15 protein-coding genes and 2 pseudogenes are annotated in these 18,501 nt (G+C 44.5%); 5 read left to right on the plus strand and 12 right to left on the minus strand.

Features of this window, described 5'->3' with window-relative positions:
- Positions 1 to 213 precede the first annotated feature (213 nt).
- Positions 214 to 2,964: a hybrid sensor histidine kinase/response regulator gene (locus tag N4J56_RS04330; RefSeq protein ID WP_317105324.1), complete on the minus strand. Its 2,751-nt coding sequence runs from the start codon at positions 2,962 to 2,964 to the stop codon at positions 214 to 216.
- 449 nt (positions 2,965 to 3,413) lie between these two features.
- On the opposite strand from N4J56_RS04330, the gene N4J56_RS04335 reads away from it, so the two are divergent.
- On the plus strand, positions 3,414 to 3,737 hold the full coding sequence (locus N4J56_RS04335; RefSeq protein ID WP_317105325.1) for a hypothetical protein: 324 nt from the start codon (positions 3,414 to 3,416) through the stop codon (positions 3,735 to 3,737).
- Positions 3,738 to 3,774: 37 nt separating this feature from the next.
- Here the strand turns inward: N4J56_RS04335 and N4J56_RS04340 are convergent, their stop codons facing one another.
- A complete protein-coding gene (locus N4J56_RS04340) occupies positions 3,775 to 4,662 on the minus strand; it encodes a metal ABC transporter permease (protein ID WP_317105326.1) in 888 nt (295 codons plus the stop codon).
- Between the two features lie 17 nt (positions 4,663 to 4,679).
- Complete coding sequence (locus tag N4J56_RS04345) at positions 4,680 to 5,426, minus strand: metal ABC transporter ATP-binding protein (RefSeq protein WP_317105327.1); 747 nt, start codon at positions 5,424 to 5,426, stop codon at positions 4,680 to 4,682.
- A gap of 52 nt (positions 5,427 to 5,478) precedes the next feature.
- On the opposite strand from N4J56_RS04345, the gene N4J56_RS04350 reads away from it, so the two are divergent.
- Positions 5,479 to 6,441, plus strand: a complete 963-nt coding sequence (locus N4J56_RS04350) for a metal ABC transporter solute-binding protein, Zn/Mn family (protein WP_317105328.1) — start codon at positions 5,479 to 5,481, stop codon at positions 6,439 to 6,441.
- 207 nt (positions 6,442 to 6,648) lie between these two features.
- On the plus strand, positions 6,649 to 7,248 hold the full coding sequence (locus N4J56_RS04355; RefSeq protein ID WP_317105329.1) for a hypothetical protein: 600 nt from the start codon (positions 6,649 to 6,651) through the stop codon (positions 7,246 to 7,248).
- A 35-nt stretch (positions 7,249 to 7,283) separates the two neighbouring features.
- Here the strand turns inward: N4J56_RS04355 and N4J56_RS04360 are convergent, their stop codons facing one another.
- The 3 genes from N4J56_RS04360 to N4J56_RS04370 form a co-directional block, all read right to left on the minus strand.
- Positions 7,284 to 7,883: an MBL fold metallo-hydrolase gene (locus tag N4J56_RS04360; RefSeq protein ID WP_317105330.1), complete on the minus strand. Its 600-nt coding sequence runs from the start codon at positions 7,881 to 7,883 to the stop codon at positions 7,284 to 7,286.
- Positions 7,884 to 7,938: 55 nt separating this feature from the next.
- Positions 7,939 to 9,459 (minus strand): alpha/beta hydrolase family protein, encoded by a 1,521-nt coding sequence (locus tag N4J56_RS04365; protein ID WP_317105331.1) that lies wholly within the window; start codon positions 9,457 to 9,459, stop codon positions 7,939 to 7,941.
- Positions 9,460 to 9,676: 217 nt separating this feature from the next.
- Positions 9,677 to 10,270: a Uma2 family endonuclease gene (locus N4J56_RS04370; RefSeq protein WP_317105332.1), complete on the minus strand. Its 594-nt coding sequence runs from the start codon at positions 10,268 to 10,270 to the stop codon at positions 9,677 to 9,679.
- Positions 10,271 to 10,466: 196 nt separating this feature from the next.
- On the opposite strand from N4J56_RS04370, the gene petJ reads away from it, so the two are divergent.
- Positions 10,467 to 10,826, plus strand: coding sequence for a cytochrome c6 PetJ (gene petJ / locus N4J56_RS04375; protein ID WP_410500417.1), 360 nt, complete (start codon positions 10,467 to 10,469; stop codon positions 10,824 to 10,826).
- 36 nt (positions 10,827 to 10,862) lie between these two features.
- Here petJ and istB read toward each other — a convergent pair whose 3' ends face one another.
- Together istB and istA are read right to left on the minus strand one after the other, a co-directional pair.
- The gene (gene istB, locus N4J56_RS04380) at positions 10,863 to 11,657 is read right to left on the minus strand and encodes an IS21-like element helper ATPase IstB (protein ID WP_317104990.1); all 795 of its coding nucleotides are present in this window, start codon (positions 11,655 to 11,657) and stop codon (positions 10,863 to 10,865) included.
- Between the two features lie 586 nt (positions 11,658 to 12,243).
- Positions 12,244 to 13,170 (minus strand): annotated as a pseudogene (gene istA, locus N4J56_RS04385) (IS21 family transposase); the annotation flags it as partial.
- A 399-nt stretch (positions 13,171 to 13,569) separates the two neighbouring features.
- Here istA and N4J56_RS04390 point away from each other — a divergent pair.
- Positions 13,570 to 15,171: an Hsp70 family protein gene (locus tag N4J56_RS04390; protein ID WP_317105334.1), complete on the plus strand. Its 1,602-nt coding sequence runs from the start codon at positions 13,570 to 13,572 to the stop codon at positions 15,169 to 15,171.
- A 33-nt stretch (positions 15,172 to 15,204) separates the two neighbouring features.
- On the opposite strand, the gene N4J56_RS04395 is transcribed toward N4J56_RS04390, so the two are convergent.
- The 4 genes and pseudogenes from N4J56_RS04395 to N4J56_RS04415 all read right to left on the minus strand — a co-directional run bounded on the left by N4J56_RS04395 (position 15,205) and on the right by N4J56_RS04415 (position 17,833).
- Positions 15,205 to 16,125 (minus strand): hypothetical protein, encoded by a 921-nt coding sequence (locus N4J56_RS04395; RefSeq protein ID WP_317105335.1) that lies wholly within the window; start codon positions 16,123 to 16,125, stop codon positions 15,205 to 15,207.
- Positions 16,097 to 16,483 carry a hypothetical protein gene (locus N4J56_RS04400; protein ID WP_317105336.1) on the minus strand — a complete coding sequence of 129 codons (387 nt, stop codon included), beginning with the start codon at positions 16,481 to 16,483 and terminating at the stop codon, positions 16,097 to 16,099. Before N4J56_RS04400 ends, N4J56_RS04395 begins: the two co-directional genes overlap by 29 nt.
- Positions 16,478 to 17,376: pseudogene (locus N4J56_RS40750) on the minus strand (IS630 family transposase); the annotation flags it as partial. The pseudogene N4J56_RS40750 and the gene N4J56_RS04400, both read right to left, overlap by 6 nt.
- Positions 17,377 to 17,425: 49 nt before the next feature.
- A complete protein-coding gene (locus N4J56_RS04415) occupies positions 17,426 to 17,833 on the minus strand; it encodes a hypothetical protein (RefSeq protein ID WP_317105339.1) in 408 nt (135 codons plus the stop codon).
- Positions 17,834 to 18,501: the final 668 nt, after the last annotated feature.

Below are 18,501 nucleotides of genomic sequence, written 5' to 3' on the forward strand. Positions count from 1 at the left end.
AGCCGGGGTGATGCGAATGAACGTTGATTATTGTGGTTTACTTCGTTAAGCGAGCTTATTAATATTTAATATAGCAGTCGTAGATACTTTGCGAACAGTAGATACTTTTCTATTGTTCGCATCAATTATTCATATTCTAAAATAGAAGCCTGTTATACGATCTCAAATCAAATAATAATGCTATAATAAAAACAGCTATATCTTATCATTGCTTCAATTTTTTATGTATTTTTGCAATGTTTCTCGTAGTTGTTTAACCTGAAAGCTTTCGGTTAACTGAATAATTTCTTGAGCAAAATATAAATATTTATCATTTACCTTTTCTAATTGATAGGCTACGGTTAAAATTTTATCAAGATCGCCTTTTTTGACGAGTTCGTGTAGTTGAGTCAAGATTTCGACGGGAGGTAGCTCGGTTTGATGAGGCTGGCTAGCATAGTCTTGAATTGACGAGAATTTTTGAGTGTCTTGTTGTTCGTAAATCCAAGTCAATTTTAAATGCGAGCGTAACATTTCTAATAAAATTTCTGCTTGTACTGGTTTGGGTAAAAATTCGTCAGCTCCAGCAGTTAAACTACGATATTGATTAGTTTCAAATACACTAGCAGAAGAGGCGATCGCGACAATTCCAGAAAGTTGCTCTGAGGCGCGAATTCTCTGTAATATTTCAAACCCATCCATCAATGGCATTATTAAGTCAGTAATAATGAGATCTGGATGAAATTTATACGCTTTTTCTAATCCTTCTCGACCGTTCTCAGCTTCTGCTATTTCAAATCCAATTGGCTCTAAAAGACTGACTAAAATAGAGCGATTCTCCCAGCGATCGTCAATTACCAAAATTTTCTGCTTATTGCCATGAAAACCAACAATCTTACCTTGAGACCTTAGCCTAGCTATGTCCAACCATCTTGTAGTTTCAGTCAATTCTAGATCGAACCAAAAAATACTGCCTTTTCCTATTTGACTAGATACCTGAATGGTACTCTTCATCAAAGAAACAATTTTCTGGGTAATCGCCAGTCCTAAACCACTTCCTTGTGCTTGGTATTTATTATCTCCCACTTGCTCGAAGGGTAAAAAAATCTTTGTTAATTGTTCGGTTGTCATGCCTACACCAGTATCCTCAATTTGAAACCTTACCTGATAATTTAAATTTTCGAGTTTTCGGCTTTTAACTATAAATTTAACCTCCCCGCGCTCTGTAAATTTAATTGCATTACCGAGTAAGTTAATTAACACCTGTCGCAAACGCTTCTCATCAGCACAAATTCCAGAAGGTATTTCGCTTTCCGCACTATAAACGAAAGCAATTTTCTTTTGCTCGGCACGAACGCTACAAATTTCTACTACCCCTTGCAGAAAAGCAGGAAAATGAAATTCTGTGGGATAAAGTTCCATTTTCCGCGCTTCAATTTTTGAAAGATCGAGAATATCATCAATTAGCGTGAGGAGATGATTGCCACACTGCGAAATAGTGCTAATTCCTTTATGTTCTTGCTCTGTAATTCTTGAAGAGCGTTGGAGAATTTGAGCGTAACCTAAAATCCCATTTAACGGAGTTCTTAATTCATGACTCATATTAGCCAGAAATTCGCTTTTGGCTTGATTCGCAGCATCAGCAGCCTCTTTTGCTAATTGCAGTTGGAGAGTCCGTTCGCTCACGCGCTGTTCTAATGCTTGATTTGTCTTTTCTAAAGCTGCAAAAGACTCTCGCAATTGTCCTGCCATTTGGTGGAAGGACTTAGTTAAAATATCGAGTTCTTGAATACCTTTAACTGTGACAGTTTGCTCTAAATTTCCAGCAGCAATTTCCTGACTGGCTCGACTCAACTTTAAAATTGGTTGAGTAATCCAACGAGAAGTATAAACACCAATTGCTGTAGCGATCGCCAATGCTCCGAAACAGAGCAATATTGTAGTACGGGTGTTGGCGTTAATTTGCGCCATGAAATTAGATTCAGGCACAACGACAACCACCAACCAGTCCAAACCGTATTTATCTTGCCACGGTGTCACTTGGACAAACTGGCGATTTCCTCCTAGCGTATACTCTAGCTGTTGGCTATGTCGAATCTGTTTTAGGCTGTCAAACTGAGTTTGTAAATATCGTGCTGTAGATTGAATTAAGCGATCGCGACTGTTGAGAAAATTAAGACGCTGTGCTTTGCCACTAACAATAGTATATGACGGTTCAGAACTCGAACTTCCTACGACTAATCCATTCCGTTCGACAATGAAAATTTTTCCCGACTGGCTCACATGTATGCGGCGCAAGAAATCACCAATCTGTGTGAGGCGCAGGTCGGCGCTAATAACTCCCAGCAATGCTTTTTTTTTGTTGTAAATTGGATAGCCAGCCGCAACTGATAAAATATCTGGATCGCTATCCCAAGCGTAAACCTGACTCCAAGTCGGTTTACCTACTCGCGCCGTATCTTGAAAAATAGCCTCAGCTCGCGGATCGTAACCCGATACAATCTCAATTAACTTAGTACGATTGCCACGACTATCTGTAGCATATACGTAACCTTTTCCTTTGGTAGCTGGAGAGACTTCATCAATTACAGCCTTCTTGGGATTTTTGTAATAGCCAGCTGCGGCATATTCACCTTTTACTGTTGCATAAGAAATATAGCCAACATTAAATACCTGCAACTGTTTCCAGAAATAATGTTCTAGGCTGGGATAGTTTTGCAAGTTCAAATGTCCTAGTTCCACCGCATCGGCATTAATTTGATTAATTTGATGTGGAGTAGCTAGATAAGTATCGAGGTGCCGATCGACTAAATGACTCGCTTTGGTTATTAACTGGTAAGCTAGGTCATTAATCGCCTGTTGACTATTTCGGAAGGAGAGATACCCTACTAGTCCCACAGCGGCAAAGATTTGTAGCACAAACGGCACGACTAGAATCAGGCGTAGTGGTAGTTTTTTAGAATTGGGGACAACAGGATTCTGCATAATCTGCAATTTTGTCAGATGGAAAAATAGAAAAATTTTCTATTGACAGGAAACAGTTTTTCTACAAAAATAAATAAATCAAGGCTAACGAGCGATATATATAAAGCCTTATTCATAAACCTATTTGGCTATATAAGTGAGAAATTTTCACTTGCTTTTAATGTTTGCCGCTAGAAGTTGCAGTCATCTAGTAATTTAATTAGGAGCCTATCTAAAATAATGTTAAATAATGAACGCTAAATTCAGTAAAATATGCCACACCAAAAAAAGTAAAATTTAATACTAAAAAGAGCGCTCGACGATCGCGTCTGTAAATCTAGACAATAAGTATGGCGATCTCTATCTTTTCTGTGATGAATAAATTTTAGATAATTACAAAAAATTGTTTACAAAATAGCTCAAATCAGTTAAAATCTGCGCCAACCAGATAATTCTTTATGGCGTGACTTATGAAGTTATCTAAATTAGCCTTATTTGCCTGTCCTACGCTCATGGCATTGATACTTATAGCTCCCGATCCAGCTCAGGCTAGAGAAATTGTTACTCAACCTAACAATACCTCAAAATCGGTATCTCCTCCCTTAGTTGACATAGTATTCGATCGCCCGACTCCTAAACCTTCTACCAATGTTACAGAAAATCCGTCAAAAGATGAAGTTCCTACTTTAGATTTCACTGATGAAGAGTCGCAGGCTGCAATTCAAAGATATGGTTGTGACTGTTCTAGTTGTATCGTTGCAGTTCAGCAATTACAAAGTAAGCTACCGCTTTGACAGTGTAGAGACGTTACATGTAATGTCTCTACAATTTTTAAATTCGTTTTTTCGATTGTTTGAATTGACGTAAGATTGAAAGAGAACGATTTGCTACTACTGGCTGGGTTAAAATACCTTGGGATGGGCTGAATAATAGCGCTAATACAAATAATCCTGAAACGACTAAGACAATCGCCGCGCCAGAAGGAACATTGAAATAGTAGCTAAAATACATCCCAGTGATACTACTAAAAATCCCAATAATCGATCCAAAAATCATCATTTGATGTAATTCTTTCACGAGTAAGTAAGCTGTAGCTCCAGGTCCAATTAAAAGCGAAACAACTAACACTATACCCACCGCTTGCATACTTACAATAATTGTCAAGGTAATAGCAGCCGTTAAGCCTAAGTGAATTAAAGTGACTGGTAGACCGACAGCTTGAGCGCCACAGGGATCGAAAGTATAAAATAATAGTTCTTTGTAAAATAGCTTAACTAGCAGCAATATGATGATGGCGATCGCTAAAGTTTTCCATACATCAATCGTCGTGACTCCTAGAATATCACCAAAGAGAAACTGATGTAAGTCTAGTTTACTTTTGAGTACGGTAATTAGGGTAATTCCTAATGCTAAAAAGCCCGAAAAAACTAACGCCATTGCTACATCAACTTTAATTCGAGACTGAGACTGAATCCAAGAGATGACAAACGTGCTGAGCGTACCGGAAATAAACGCACCGACAAATATATCAATTCCTAGAAAAAATGCGATCGCTAGCCCTGGTAACACTGCATGAGCGATAACATCTCCTAATAAACCCATCCGTTGCACAATTAAATAAGTGCCGATAACCGAGCAAAGTATGCCTAGTAAAATTGCTGTTATTAGCGCTAAACGCATAAATTCAAAGCTTAGCGGTTCGAGTAATAAGTTAGTCATTTGTCATTTATGATTTGTTAGTTATGGCTACTAATTCCGAATTCCGAATTCCGAATTAACAAAATGCTGTCACCGTAGGCGCGTTGAATGTTGGCTGTTGTCGCGACTTCTTTGAGCGAACCGTTGGCGATTAACTGACGATTTAATAATAAGAGCCGATCGCATTTGATTAATGTTGTGGCGAGATCGTGGGTAATAACTAATAGAGTTTTACCTTGCAATTTTAATTCGGAAAATACATCAAACATAATTGTTTCGGTTTTCTTGTCGATACCAACAAATGGCTCGTCAAAAAAGAATAATTCTGCTTCCTGTGCTAGCGATCGCGCTAAGAATACTCGCTGCTGTTGTCCGCCGGACAACTCCCCAATTTGTCTGTGACGCAGTTCCCACATCCCCACTCGATCTATAGCGGTAGCGACAATTTGCTTAGATTGACGATTGGGTTCGCGCCACCATCCCGTCTGTCTCGTCCGCGCCATCATGACAACGTTCCACACGGTCACGGGATAATCCCAGTCAATTTGCGTGCGTTGGGGAACATATGCCACTGCATCTAATTGCCGTTTCAAAGCGCGATCGCGATACTTTACCACTCCACTTGCAGTTGGTACTAAACCCAACATTGCCTTGACCATCGTGCTTTTACCCGCACCATTAGGACCGATCGCGCCAACGAGTTGTCCTGGTTGCAGGCGAAAACTAACATCTTCAACAGCAGATACACCTCGATAGCTGACGGTTAAATGTTGGACTTCTAACATACGCCTTCTTATAGCACAATGATAATCATTATCATCCAAGCTCGAAAAGAAGATGTTAAAGTTGTCTGTCAAATCCATAGCTACCTTTGCGATGGCACTTGGTCTAGCTGGATTGAATCTCAAAGGGGATGAGGCGATCGCGCAGAAAAATAACTTACCACTTGTAGTTGTAACTAACAGCGTTACCTGCGGATTAACTCAAGAAATCGCGGCAAACACCATAGACTTAAAATGTTTAATCGAGCCTGGTGCCGACCCTCACTTATATCAACCGAAACCAGAAGATAGCAAAGCGATCGAGCAAGCGCAATTAATTTTGTATGGTGGTTACAACTTTGAGTCTGGTCTAATCAAACTGATCGAAGCCACCTCTAACCCCGCACCTAAAGTAGCAGTGCATGAGATTGGCGTTCCCAAACCCCAACAACTTGAGGAAGACGGACAAACCGTTACCGATCCGCACGTATGGCATAATGCCCAAAACGGTGTTCGTATCGCTAATGCAATCGCTGACTCCTTGTCAAAAGCATTTCCGAATAACGCCGCAAAATATACCAGCAATACCAAACAACTGACGGGCGAACTCAAACAGATCCATACTTGGATTAAATCTCAGATTCAGACAATTCCACCCGGACAGCGTAAATTAGTCACCACCCACGATGCAATGGGTTACTATGCAAATGCCTATGGAATTCCAATTGAAGGAGCTTTACAAGGGATTAGCACGGAAGAAAGACCTACAGCCGCCAGGGTAGCAGAACTCGTCAAAGATATCAGAAAATCTGGCGTTCCGACAATATTTGCCGAAAAGACAGTCAACCCGCAACTGATTGAGGCTGTAGCAAGGGAAGCAAACGTCAAAGTTGCAGAGCGAAAACTCTACGCTGATAGTTTAGGAGAACCAGGAACAGACGGCGATACTTACCCAAAAATGCTAGTTGCCAATACCCGCACAATTGTCGAGGGGTTGGAAGGGAATTATGCTGCATTTGAGTCTAAGTCTGTGCCGTAAAGGAGGCGGGAGTCGGGAGTCGGAAAGAAAGTGGTTAGTGGCTAGTGGCTAGAATTGCTCCCTCAGCTCCCTCAGCTTCCTCAGCTCTCTTCTTCCCCTCGCTCCTCGCTCCTCGCTCCTTATCAAATAAACTTTCTTGACATTTCCGAAAAAATATGGTTATCTCTAGTAGACTTTTGGCGAAAAAGCTCAGAAGGAGGTTGGGGCGTGTTTTATCGTTGTGCTGTGTTGGGAATTTTAGGGTTATTGGCTAGTGGTGTAACCGCTTACGGTCAAAGCTGTCAGTCATTAAATGCGATCGGGGGTGATGGGACGCAGGTGAGGAAAATTGTTTCCGCACCAGGAATGTTGATCTCTCGGAATAACTACAATACCGATTTTGGCGTACCAGGCGGTGCTATGTTCGATCGCTTTGTCGTCGATCTGATGCCAGAACAGACTGCTAAGTACAACATATCGGTTTACCTGAAATATAGCGATGGTACGAAGGATCAGTTCTATCGCAATTCTTCGGTGAGGCTGCTAGAAGGTCAACCGCTAAAAATTGCAGCTATTCCCCGTCGTGACAATCAACCCTATCAGGTCAATGTGAGAGTTGGAGATATCAGCACTACAGGTCATAAATATTCGGTTTCTGTAGCTGGTTGTGTGGTAGAAGAGGAATTTGGAGATGCAGGCACTTCCGAAAGAGCAAACGATCTCGACAGAACGGAAAATACAGAACTTCCCCCTAGTTTGGAAGATCCTAACCGAGTCGAAAATACCGAACTCCCAATAACTCTAGAAGATCCTAACCAACTGCATTAGGGTGTAGTATCCTACGTCCCACACCCCACACCCTCTCATAGCGTTGCTGCTAGTTCCTTGAGGCGATCGCTACCATTACGGAAGATAGACCAACCATCACCTACGAGTACGGTTTCAATACTATCGATCGCGGCAATGCGACGAACTGAGGCTATGGCATCCGCTTTGTGACTGAGCTTATTATCGGGCAAAATTGTCAGGCTACCAGCTTTAGGGGCGCGAATTAAGTCACCTGTAATTAAAGTCTTACCTTCAATTAAAAGTGCCAATTCCCCAAGAGTTTTGGAACCAGATAAAGCAAAAACTTGTAACCCTGGGACTAACTCATCCCCATCCATCAGCCAGCAGTCGCACGCAATAGGGAAGGTTTCTTTTTCACCTAATGGGGCAGCAATTTTCGCTCCGGTGACATGGGCGATACCTTTAGCTGCTCTGATATGGTCTGAATTCGTGATAATAATCCAAGCTGCACCACCAAAAGAATTGAGGCGATCGAAATCGTAGTTTGATAATGCCAAAGGATCGATGAGGATGTTACCTTTGGGGCGAATCCAAACAAAGCTATTGAAATCCATGTTTCGATTGCGGTCGAAAATCGACCATGCGTACATATCTGGGCGATGCAACGATTTCATAAGCCATTCTCGATTGCTAACACTGATATTATTGGCAACTGAATTTAAGCTTAGGTTATCCTACCAGGGGAAAAGCAGCCGCGATCGCCCAACTGAAAAATAGAGAACACCCAATTGCAAAAGCCCAAATATCTTTAACAGCAGCCGAGGCGATCGCGAACATTGCCAAAAATAAGGGGAAGATAGGCAACAAGAGGAAGATAAAACCAATTTGGGGCAGAATTTGGATTGTTGCCAACAGTCCTATGACTAAGACTAAACTTTGTCCCAACCACCAAATAAATCGAGTTTTGATACGACTTTGTTGTTGAGCGATCCCAGAAGCAAGCAACCAGGGAAAACACAACAGCGATAACCACAACCACAGTTGTAAGCGAACGGGAACTAACCACCACTGCAACCAGGCTACCTGCGCCATCGCCCCAAAAGCAACCCAAAGCAGGAGAAACAGCCCCAAACCCAATCCCAATCCTGCTAGAGTCAAACGCGGTAAACGCAAGTTAGCCAATAGCCAGACGATACCAGCCGCATAAAACCAAATTCCCAACGCACCACCTACCAACACGCCACCTAAGCTGGCAATGTCCGTGTTGCGGTTTAGTAATGCGAGTATGCCAATTGCCCCTAAAGGACTCAGGATTAAACCGATCCAACTTTTGAGGCGATCGCTTTTACTAATTATGTCAGAATTGCGAGCTTGAATTGCTGCTTGAAACAGCAGATCTGATACTCCTCCAGCTGGAAAGCGCTGCCAAATTCTCGGTGGCTGACGTAATATCCCATTTGCAATAACTGGAGCAACAGCACCCAATACCAAGAGCCATGCAAATAGATGCACGCCATACCAAGTCATTCGATTGTCTATATAACTACTGAAAGTCTGAATGCCAAAACTGCGATCGAGCCAGGTTTTAGCAGCTTGGTGGCTAACATGGCGAAAGAGAATGGTAATATGTTCGGCATTGGGGATGATAATGAGCGATCGCCCTTGACCTTCTCCCCCTGCTCGCTGTAATAACTGTTGGGCATTGACAACAAAACGCGGCTCCCAACTTCCTGCTTGTATTTGCAAGTTAGTCGGAACCTGGGGTGTGACTGCGGCTTTAGTAGGAGAGATAGCCACAGTCGCAGTAAAGCGATCGCTCTGTTGAATTGCTGCTGTCATCGCCGCACCGCTACCCATAGAATGTCCCAAAACAGCTACTCGTTGCGGCTCGACTCCACGTTGGGTGAGTAAGGCTTTGTATGCAGTATCGAGATCGGCTTGGAGCGATCGTGTCAAAGGCTTGTTATTAGCTCCATGCCCGCTAAAGTCCCACAACATCACCGCATAGCCAGCATGAGCCAGCGTGTAGGCATAACCCAACATCAACTGCTTAGAGCCTGCAAAACCGTGAGCTATCAGCACTCCTGGCATTTTCTGCGATCGCGCGTTAGGTGCGACATACAGCATTGGGATACCATCTCTAGAAAGAGATTGTACGACTAATCCAGTTCTTGCAGCGGCGATCTGCCACCAAGAAAGCACGATGAGGAGTAGTGCAATAACAAATAGAAATAAGCGTTGGCGAGTCACAGTGAGCGGGAGTCGTAGGGGCGGGTTCACTCAGAATATTAGTTGAGAAAAGAGTTTTTTGGTGAACCCGCCCGTACGGGAGTAGGGATTGAAAAATTCAATACCGATTACTCAGCCTATACTAACGGAGCATTTTTAATTTAATACATTGTCTGCACAGGCGAAACCTGCTGTAAGTTTACGTCTTACAATCTCAAAGTCGCTATTTTGCCCCAACTTAGGTTTGAGCAAATGCGAAAATCCGTTCTGCTGTTAGCTCAAACGTTGGAATTACGGTTGATTCAATTCGATTTTCACCTGCAAACACTTTATCCTCATACTGCCCATCTACCCACTGACACACCGTAATCCGCCGTTCTTGAGGATCGACAATCCAGTACTCGGCAATACCTCGTGCTGCATACTCCGTGCGCTTGTATCGATAATCGCGAGTTCGGTTCTCATCACCAGGCGAAACGACTTCAACAATGAGAATTGGCGGTGGCATATCGTGAGTAATAATGTTGCGGGTTTTGCCTTGCAGTGCCGCGTATCCTTCTTCACTCAGCACGAGCAAATCGGGGAGCCGGACTTTGGCTCCTCGTCCGCTCACTTCAATTTCAACGTCTTTGAGGTTAAGAAGTGCGATCGGAACATATTTTGCCAATTCAAACATTAACAGTTTTGCAATCTGGCAGTTCTCATGCGATTCCGTCGGCATTTCTACTAATTCTCCATCCACCAATTCATGGCGCGTATCCGTACCATCGTCGTAGGCAAGAAATTCCTCAAACGTCAACCGTTTTGAAGTCGTAGAAATGCTCTGACTCATGGCTGCAACCCAAACTTGCTTTTCTCCATCATCCTCTCAAATTAGCGGTTTTGCCCATAAAGCCTGGCTGAGGTGATGTCATTTCACTGGAAGGGAAGGCAAAGCGTCTGAGATGTTACCTTCACCGACTTTACCTTTCAAGCTTTATATTGGCTTATAGCGGTGTTGCTACCTACAAGTTCTTTCCTATATGAGAATGTTATTCAAGCAAATATTCAAGCAAACACTTGGTTTCGTGCTGGTGATATTCGCAGGAATGGCGATCGCTTCTTCTGTCCCAGCCTTAGCCGCAGACACATCAGACGCAGCCAAAATCTTTGAAGCCCAATGTGCGGGATGTCACATTAATGGTGGCAACATCGTCAGGCGCGGCAAGAACCTAAAACAAAAAGCCTTGAAAAAATATGGCATGGATTCGCTAGAGGCGATCGCTAATATTGTCACCAACGGTCAAGGAAATATGTCAGCTTACAAAGATCGCTTGACAACTGACGAAATACAAGCAGTTTCCGCCTATGTCCTGAACCAAGCAGCAACAGGGTGGCGTAAACAGTGATATGAAATGTCAACTATCTTGACGAATGCGCGACAATTATTTTGGTTGCTTTTGGTCAGTAGAAGAAGAGCGTTGTAGAGCCGCTTGTTGACGAAAACTGGGTGCAAGGATTTCGAGAATGACAGCATGATGTACCAAGCGATCTACAGCAGCAACGGTCATAGTAGAGTCGGTAAAAATTTCATCCCAAGCACTGAAAGGGTGATTGGCAGTAATCATCAAGCTTTTGAGTTCGTAGCGGTGAGCAATTAACTCAAACAACACTGATGTTTCCACTTCCGACTTTTTGACATAGCTAATGTCATCAAGAATCAGCAGATCGTACTTATCGAGCTTGAGTAAAGCTGATTGCAGTTGTAAGTTGGCTTTCGCCGCTTGTAGCAGTTGCACGGCTGTGGTGGCACCCAGAAACTTGACTCGTGCACCCAGTTCTACCAAACTGCGACCGACAGCAGCAGCTAAGTGAGTTTTCCCGACTCCAGAAGGACCGAACAGCAGCAGATTCTCACCCCGCTTCAACCAAGTTCTGTCCTGAGCCAGTTGCATGATGCTAGGCTGATTTAAGCTGGGGCAATGGCTGAAGTCAAAGTTGGAAAAAGCTTTTCCTGGTGGCAGGTGGGCATCTTTGAGGGCGCGTTGCACTCGCGCTTGATAACGTTGTGTTGCCTCGGATTCGCACAGTGCTAGCAAGAATTGAGCGTGTGACCAGCCCCCAGCCAGAGCCTGACGCTCCAACTCTTGCCAATGGTTGTTCATGTGGGGCAGTTTGAGTGTTTTGAGTAGGAAGCCCAGAGTCTCGATGGCTGTTATTTGGCTGTTGTTGGGGGACATGATGCAAGAGAGAGTCGTAAGGGGAAAGGTCGTGTTGCTGTACCGAAAGCGTTGGATGTGCCACACTCTCACCCAGATGAAACTGCTGTTGCAGTCCCACCAAGCTAAGGGTGCCAGAGCGTAAGTGGTCAGCCAAATACAGTGCGACTGCGTGTTCCTTATCTTGTTTAGCAGCAATGTACAGTGCCTCGGTCATCAATCGTGCCGTCGTGTAGGAATCGAACTGGGTTAACATCTCCTGCCATAATTGGCGGTAGTTGTCGTCAGGCAATAATTCTTGCTGCCAGGTACAGTGTAGAAAAGCACGGGGTTTCAGTCGCAGGCTGTCAATGACGTGACGATAATTGACGCAACGGGAGCGCCGCAACCGACTGCGGCTAGGTACATGAAGGCGTGGCAGTTCTACCACCTGCTGCGTGCCGACAAAACCGACTATCCGGTCATGATGTAGGTGAAGGGTTAATCGTAAGCCAATCAATTGTGACGGCACAGTGTAAGTGATGCAGCGCACGGTCATCGTGCTACGGGTGGTAACTCTGACGCTGAGGATTTCGTAGTCGGGATAACGATAGTTGGGTAATGGATGCAGGTAGGGTTGCTCAAGCTGAAATTTGGCTTGAATGCGCGTATTCAACTTCTCAACTATCCCAGAGATAAACGCTTGATAGGCAGCAACACTATCAAAATCACACGAGCCGCGCAGCAATAGGGCTTGATGCAGCCGTCGTTTGAAATAGCCGTGGGGTGACTCAATCGAACCATTTTCATGGGCTAGTCCGCGATTATTTCGTGAGGGACGCAAATTATAGTGCTGGCATAGCCGTTGATACATTTGCGTCAAATCTTCATCGGTGCGTTTACCCAGGTTACGGTAGGCGGCACTAAGACTATCGCTGCGATGTTCTTGTGGACAACCCCCGCTTGCTGCCAAGGCATTCTGCAAACCTTCAGCCAGAGCAACAAAACTCTCGCCACCTTGAATGACTTGCACGTACTGCCATCCACTATAGGCAAGTCGATAATGATACAGTAGATGCTCGAAGGGTTGACCGCCAATCGTGACTTGCACCTGCTTGAGCTTGGTGAAGTCCGACAAGCCCATTACGCCTGGTTGATGCTCTAACTCAAACATCACTGACTGCGCTGGTCCACTGGTCGCTTTCCATTGCTGGACTCGTCGTTGCAGCGTCCGCACGATAGACTGCCCATACTTGCCTGGATACTTCTGCTGCAGGTACTCGAACAACGTTATCGCTTGCAATTGCGGTTGTTTTTGTAATAGCGGAACTAGTTCGCTGTCCCATACCTCAGCCAATGGGTCTTTGCGGGTACGCCAGTCATGGGGTCGTCCGCGTTGCGGTTGATGAGCTCCCGCATCAATGCGTCTACCTGTACGCTTCGAAAATCCTCCCTTTGCTGCTGCTGTTTCCTGCGTGCAGCCAGATTCTCTCGCTTTCATGTATATTTGAACCTGTTTGAAATTAATTCGTTTTCCCGACACTAGGCAGTCCATTAATTGGCGTTAATTGACATTGCCTAGTGTCTTTTGTTTTGGCAGCGGTTGCTGAAGATAATTGTCGTCTCGTCAACTTGGTGTAGCAGTCAAGTTAGTTGTCGTCACTCGGTCTATTTAATTGTCGTTCAATAAGTGAACAGTTATCGGTTCACAATGTAGAGACGTGACATGTAACGTCTTTACAAAGCGATCTGCAATTGGTGGTTAGGAGAACTAAGAAAAAATCAAGGGTGTAGCTTGTATCCTCGACAGGGTAGGATGAAATGAGAATTTGGAATTCGGAATTACTCCTGTACGGGCGGGTTTAGCACGAGATTCACGGGCTTTGGGAATCAATCCTCGCTCAAAACCCGCCCCTACGATAACTGATAACTGATAACTGATAACTGATTAAGCATGGCGATCGCAATCGATTTTGGTACGAGTAACACTTGTATAGCCCGTTGGAATCCCGTGACGCAGCAAGCGGAAACTTTGAGTTTACCAGGCTTATCTCAGCAGTTGGGGCAAAATCCACCTTTGATTCCTAGTTTGGTCTACATAGAAGATGCGGCAAGCGATCGGGTGTTAATTGGACAGACAGTACGCGATCGCGGTTTAGATTTAACGACTGACCCGCGATTTTTTCGTAGCTTTAAGCGCGGCATTGGTACGGATATTCAGGGATTTTTGCCGCAACTGGATGGCGAGACGGTCTCGTTTGAACGAGTTGGCAAGTGGTTTTTGAGCCAAATTATTGAGAAATTAGCTGCTCAAGCCCCTGAAGACGAGCAGTCTTTAGTCTTGACAGTTCCAGTTGATAGTTTTGAAGCTTATCGCTTGTGGCTGGGCGAAATTTGCCGTGCTTTACCTGTGGAACAAGTGCGAATTCTGGACGAACCTACAGCCGCCGCTTTGGGTTATGGCATGGCAGAGCAGGATAACTTATTAGTAATTGATTTTGGCGGTGGCACTTTAGATTTATCTTTAGTCCGCTTGGATGGTGGCGGAAATGCTGTCAAACAGCAGACAGGTTTTTTACTGCAATGGGGGAAGAAATCTTTTGCCAAAAAATCTGGGCAGAAGGTAAAAACCGCCCGTGTCTTAGCAAAAGCAGGGCAAAATTTAGGTGGAACTGATATCGATAACTGGATTGTCGATTATTTCGCCCAGGAACGAGGATTAGCCGTTTCTCCTTTAACAACTCGCTTGGCAGAAAGGGTAAAAATTCAACTCTCCAGCCAGGTGCAAGCCAGCGAAGTTTATTTTAATGATGAGACATTTGAGAGTTACGAATTAGAATTAGACCGCGATCGCCTGACGCAAATTTTGACAGATCGTCAATTTTTCGAGCAGTTAGACGAGTCGATGCAGCAGCTGCTCCAGCAGGCGCGGCGACAAGGGATAGAAGTGACAGATATCGCTGCTGTATTGTTGGTGGGTGGAACAGCACAAATGCCTGCCGTGCAGACTTGGGTACAGCAGTATTTCCCTGCCGAAAAAATTCATTGCGATCGCCCGTTTGAAGCGATCGCCCAAGGTGCGTTGCAGATCTGTCAAGGTGTGGAAGTCAAAGATTTTCTCTATCACAGTTACGGTATCCGTTATTGGGATAGACGGAATCAGTGTCACAACTGGCATCCAATTATCAATCCAGGGCAACCTTACCCGATGACAAATCCCGTAGAATTGGTTTTGGGCGCATCGTTAGATAATCAGCCCAGTATCGAACTGATTGTCGGAGAACTGGGGGCAGAGACTGGCGGGACGGAAGTATATTTTGATGGCGATCGCCTGATTACCCGCCGTTTAGATAGTGGTAAAAAACAAGTACAACCCCTCAACGACCGAGATGGGGCAAGGCAAATTGCCCAATTAACCCCACCTGGCTATCCTGGGAGCGATCGGATTAAAGTCCTGTTTCAAGTAGATGCACAACGCTGCTTGCGAATGACTGTAGAGGACTTACTCACCAATCAAACTTTACTCGAAGATCGAGTCGTAGCAGAGTTGAGCTAGAGTTGTAGAGGCGCGAAGCGCCTCTACAACCAATTAATCGATTGAGACATCATCCCACTTAACATAGTCTCCCGAATTGCCAGTTCCCGAAGTCCCTAGTTCGATGACCGTCCAGTATCTCGAAATGGGGACTTCAATCTCTAAGTATTCCCACCCATTTTTCTTGGTTGAGGTGGCTGAGATTTCGGCATCGCCATTGCGATAGTCGTAGCCTAATGCTTTCAGGGTTGCTGATGCCTTGCCGTTGACATACACCCAAGCACCAATCTTGACCTTTTGTCCCTTTGGTAGCTGACCAACAATGCGCCGGACGCTCACAGGCGTATCTGGGGAGGCATCACCGTTGTTGAGTTTGACATATCCGCCTCCTCCATGCGCTCCACTATTATCGTTGCGGACAAAACTCACATAGGGCGAAGCACCTTCAAGAATCCAGACATCGTTGCTATCAAAGGGTGTCCAGCCTGTTTCAACGTTATTGTCTGACTCAAAATCGGCATTACTCAGAGCTTCATTTAAGCTCAAATCTTTGATTTGCTGATAAGTTTTCGTGGGGTTAAAGTCTGGAGCAACAGCCCAGCTATCGTGACCGTCAAGATCGAATAGCAATGCGTGGTCGTAACCAAATCGTTTGAGTTGTTGTCCGAAATAAGCAAACCAGCGACGGCGACAGTCTTCTGTTTCATACTGCGAACCATTGCAATACTCGTTAATCGATCCCGATTCGCTAATTGCTAGAGGCTTGCGAATGCCACGCGATTCGAGGACTCGCCAAGGATGCCCGAAGCGATTTTCAGAAATTTGTCCGCCATAGGCGTGCAAGCCGATATAGTCGCTCACCTCAGCAATCCCAGCGTCTAACATTTCGTCTAACAGACCGGATTCAATTCCCATTACAGGCGGCGATTCAATTTTGATATTCGGGTCAATTTCTGTTAGCTGTTTCGTAGGCAATCCGCGTCATATCGACGCATTCTTGGGCTGACATCTTACCGTTGCCGTAGTCAAGGTCGGGTTCGTTATCGATGATGTAGTAAGAAATCTTGCCCTTGTAACGCATCATGACATTGCGAGCAAAATAACGGAAATTTGCCTTCCACTGCTCGTAGTTGCCGTCTCGATTGACGTGCATCCGTGCCGATAAGTAGCTAGGCAGATTTAAACATAAAACGTTCCAGTGTCCATCCCCTTGTTGACTTCGATTCTCCATGCCCTCAATCATGGCATTCGCTAAATCATACTCGTTATCAAAAATCCTTCCGGCTATTTCATGGGTTTTGAGTTGATGCCACTGCGCTTCAATCAGATTCATATGTGAACTGTATTGGGGAGAAAAAGAGATATAGCCCTTTCGACTGCCACTGCTGCCAGTGCTCACGGGCAAGATGACTGGTATGAGCCGAACCATTATCTTGCACCACGACTGTGAGCCGTCCGGTTTGTAGCAATGTCTGCTCACTCTTTTGGGCAAGGAGCGTTCATCACTTTAACATAGCGTTCCTTGTGGAAACTGCCTTGTACCAGAGCATAGTCAAACGACTGCTCTGGTTGCCATATCCCTAGAATACTAATGCGGTCTCCAGGATTTGACCTGCTCTTCGGTGTTTCTGCTCTCCAATGCGAGAGTAACTATAACTGACTGGACTTTCCAGACAACATCCCGATTCGTCAAGATACTTCAGGTCAATGTACCCTTCACAGGCAGCTAGTTGGAGTGTGTCTAAGTCGGCTTGCTTGAGTGCTTTGTACTCAGGATCTTGTCTGCCCCGTTGCGAGTGTCGAGTCCGCTTCCAACTAAAGCCCTTTTTTTAGAATGCGGCGAATCCGGTCAGCACTTAGGTTTACCTGTCGTTCTTGCTCTAGCTTCTGGGCTAGCTGTTGACTATTATAGGTTCTGGCTTCTTGCTCTAGGCATTGTTCTAGGTAGGCCATGTCTGCTTCTTGCCATTTGGCTTTAGCTCCTCGTCCACTAGCATCCCATAATCCACCTAACCCTTGCTGCTGCCAACGGCGGATGGTTTCGCGCACTGTCTGCTCTTGGCACTCAAAAATTTCGGCAATCGCTGGCACTACCCATCCTTGAGCATTGAGTCGAAGCATTTGTGCTCGATCTCGGGTACGTTGAGCAACGGTTTTGGCAACCCGAAGTTCACTCAACGTCCGGTCTTCTGACTCTGTCAAAACGATACGTAAAGGAGCAGGCATGAGTGGTCAAAATCAGCAAGTTTTTGGCTTTTCTCTATCTTACGTTTAATTATGCCCTACTACTTAGTACCAAATGAATTTTGAGTCCGGCGTTGAGGTAGCGATCGATTGCTGCATCTCTGGCTGACCAATTGAAACCAGCGCCCTCTGTAAAACCGCCAACACCATCCATACCCATACGGGCGACTTCTAAATTTAAGTCCTTTGTGTGCTGGATGGAGCGATCGACATATTCTGGCTCGGTGTTGTAACCAGTGCCGTTATTAATCCCTAAGTAACTCGTTAGCGCCCGTGCTGGTAGAGTGTAGAGGAGAGCCGAGGCAACAAAAATAGAGGCAATTGTTTTAGGCTTTAGCGATCGCAATAGCGATTTTTGAGCGTGTTGGATCTTTTGGTGTAAATTCATCTTGTACCCTGATAAGTTGACAAGCGACTGCCAGCCCCATGCATCACTCAACGCAACTAGAATTGTGCGAGTGTGGGACAAGTCACGCAGATTTGTACTTGCTTTCGCCCTCAACAGCTTTGCTTAGAGAAATTGTGGTTAGGGGCAGAGCGTTTAATTCAAGTAGCTTTTTAAGTAGATAAAAACACTCTATTTCAGTGCAGTTATGCAATAGAGAAGTGTAATGAGTTGGATAAGTTGTGAATCATTACACCTCATACAAATCTAAGTTTTGACAGACCCAGATCGGTTACTTTACAGTAGCTTTAAAAGCTAAGCTAAACCTAAAGTATTCTCGCTCTAGTATGCATTCAAGCGAAAATTTACTGATTTATTGAGTAGGTAATTTCTCAGAGCAGATTGCAGTTATAGACTTGGAAGAACATAAAGCATAAAATCAGCCGAAAACCAAGCTATTCAAGTAGAATACATCAATAAAATACCTGTATTAGCTCGTCTAAAATAAATTGCATATATGCTTGAAAGCCTATGAAGCAGAGGATTTCATTCAAAGTAACACTTATCGAGTTGCGATCGCAGACTTACCAGTAGTAGAATTACGGTACTTTTGGCGAGTAATTATATTTTTTTGATATATTAAAATATTGCGGTCATCTGTAAGCCTTTTTTAGACTGCTCTTCACAAATTTCTAATAAAATGATGGGGAACAATTTGACAT

The sequence above is a fragment of the Chroococcidiopsis sp. SAG 2025 genome (genome assembly GCF_032860985.1).
Classification (GTDB): Bacteria; Cyanobacteriota; Cyanobacteriia; order Cyanobacteriales; family Chroococcidiopsidaceae; genus Chroococcidiopsis.

What these genes read in the sequence shown, in the direction of transcription:
- N4J56_RS04330 (WP_317105324.1), bottom strand. Translation starts at nt 2,964, where the DNA reads ATGCAGAATCCTGTTGTCCCCAATTCTAAAAAACTACCACTACGCCTG.
- N4J56_RS04340 (WP_317105326.1), bottom strand. Translation starts at nt 4,662, where the DNA reads ATGACTAACTTATTACTCGAACCGCTAAGCTTTGAATTTATGCGTTTA.
- N4J56_RS04400 (WP_317105336.1), bottom strand. Translation starts at nt 16,483, where the DNA reads ATGAATCTGATTGAAGCGCAGTGGCATCAACTCAAAACCCATGAAATA.
- N4J56_RS04350 (WP_317105328.1), top strand. Translation starts at nt 5,479, where the DNA reads ATGTTAAAGTTGTCTGTCAAATCCATAGCTACCTTTGCGATGGCACTT.
- petJ (WP_410500417.1), top strand. Translation starts at nt 10,467, where the DNA reads ATGTTATTCAAGCAAATATTCAAGCAAACACTTGGTTTCGTGCTGGTG.
- istB (WP_317104990.1), bottom strand. Translation starts at nt 11,657, where the DNA reads ATGTCCCCCAACAACAGCCAAATAACAGCCATCGAGACTCTGGGCTTC.
- N4J56_RS04390 (WP_317105334.1), top strand. Translation starts at nt 13,570, where the DNA reads ATGGCGATCGCAATCGATTTTGGTACGAGTAACACTTGTATAGCCCGT.
- N4J56_RS04335 (WP_317105325.1), top strand. Translation starts at nt 3,414, where the DNA reads ATGAAGTTATCTAAATTAGCCTTATTTGCCTGTCCTACGCTCATGGCA.
- N4J56_RS04370 (WP_317105332.1), bottom strand. Translation starts at nt 10,270, where the DNA reads ATGAGTCAGAGCATTTCTACGACTTCAAAACGGTTGACGTTTGAGGAA.
- N4J56_RS04345 (WP_317105327.1), bottom strand. Translation starts at nt 5,426, where the DNA reads ATGTTAGAAGTCCAACATTTAACCGTCAGCTATCGAGGTGTATCTGCT.
- N4J56_RS04360 (WP_317105330.1), bottom strand. Translation starts at nt 7,883, where the DNA reads ATGAAATCGTTGCATCGCCCAGATATGTACGCATGGTCGATTTTCGAC.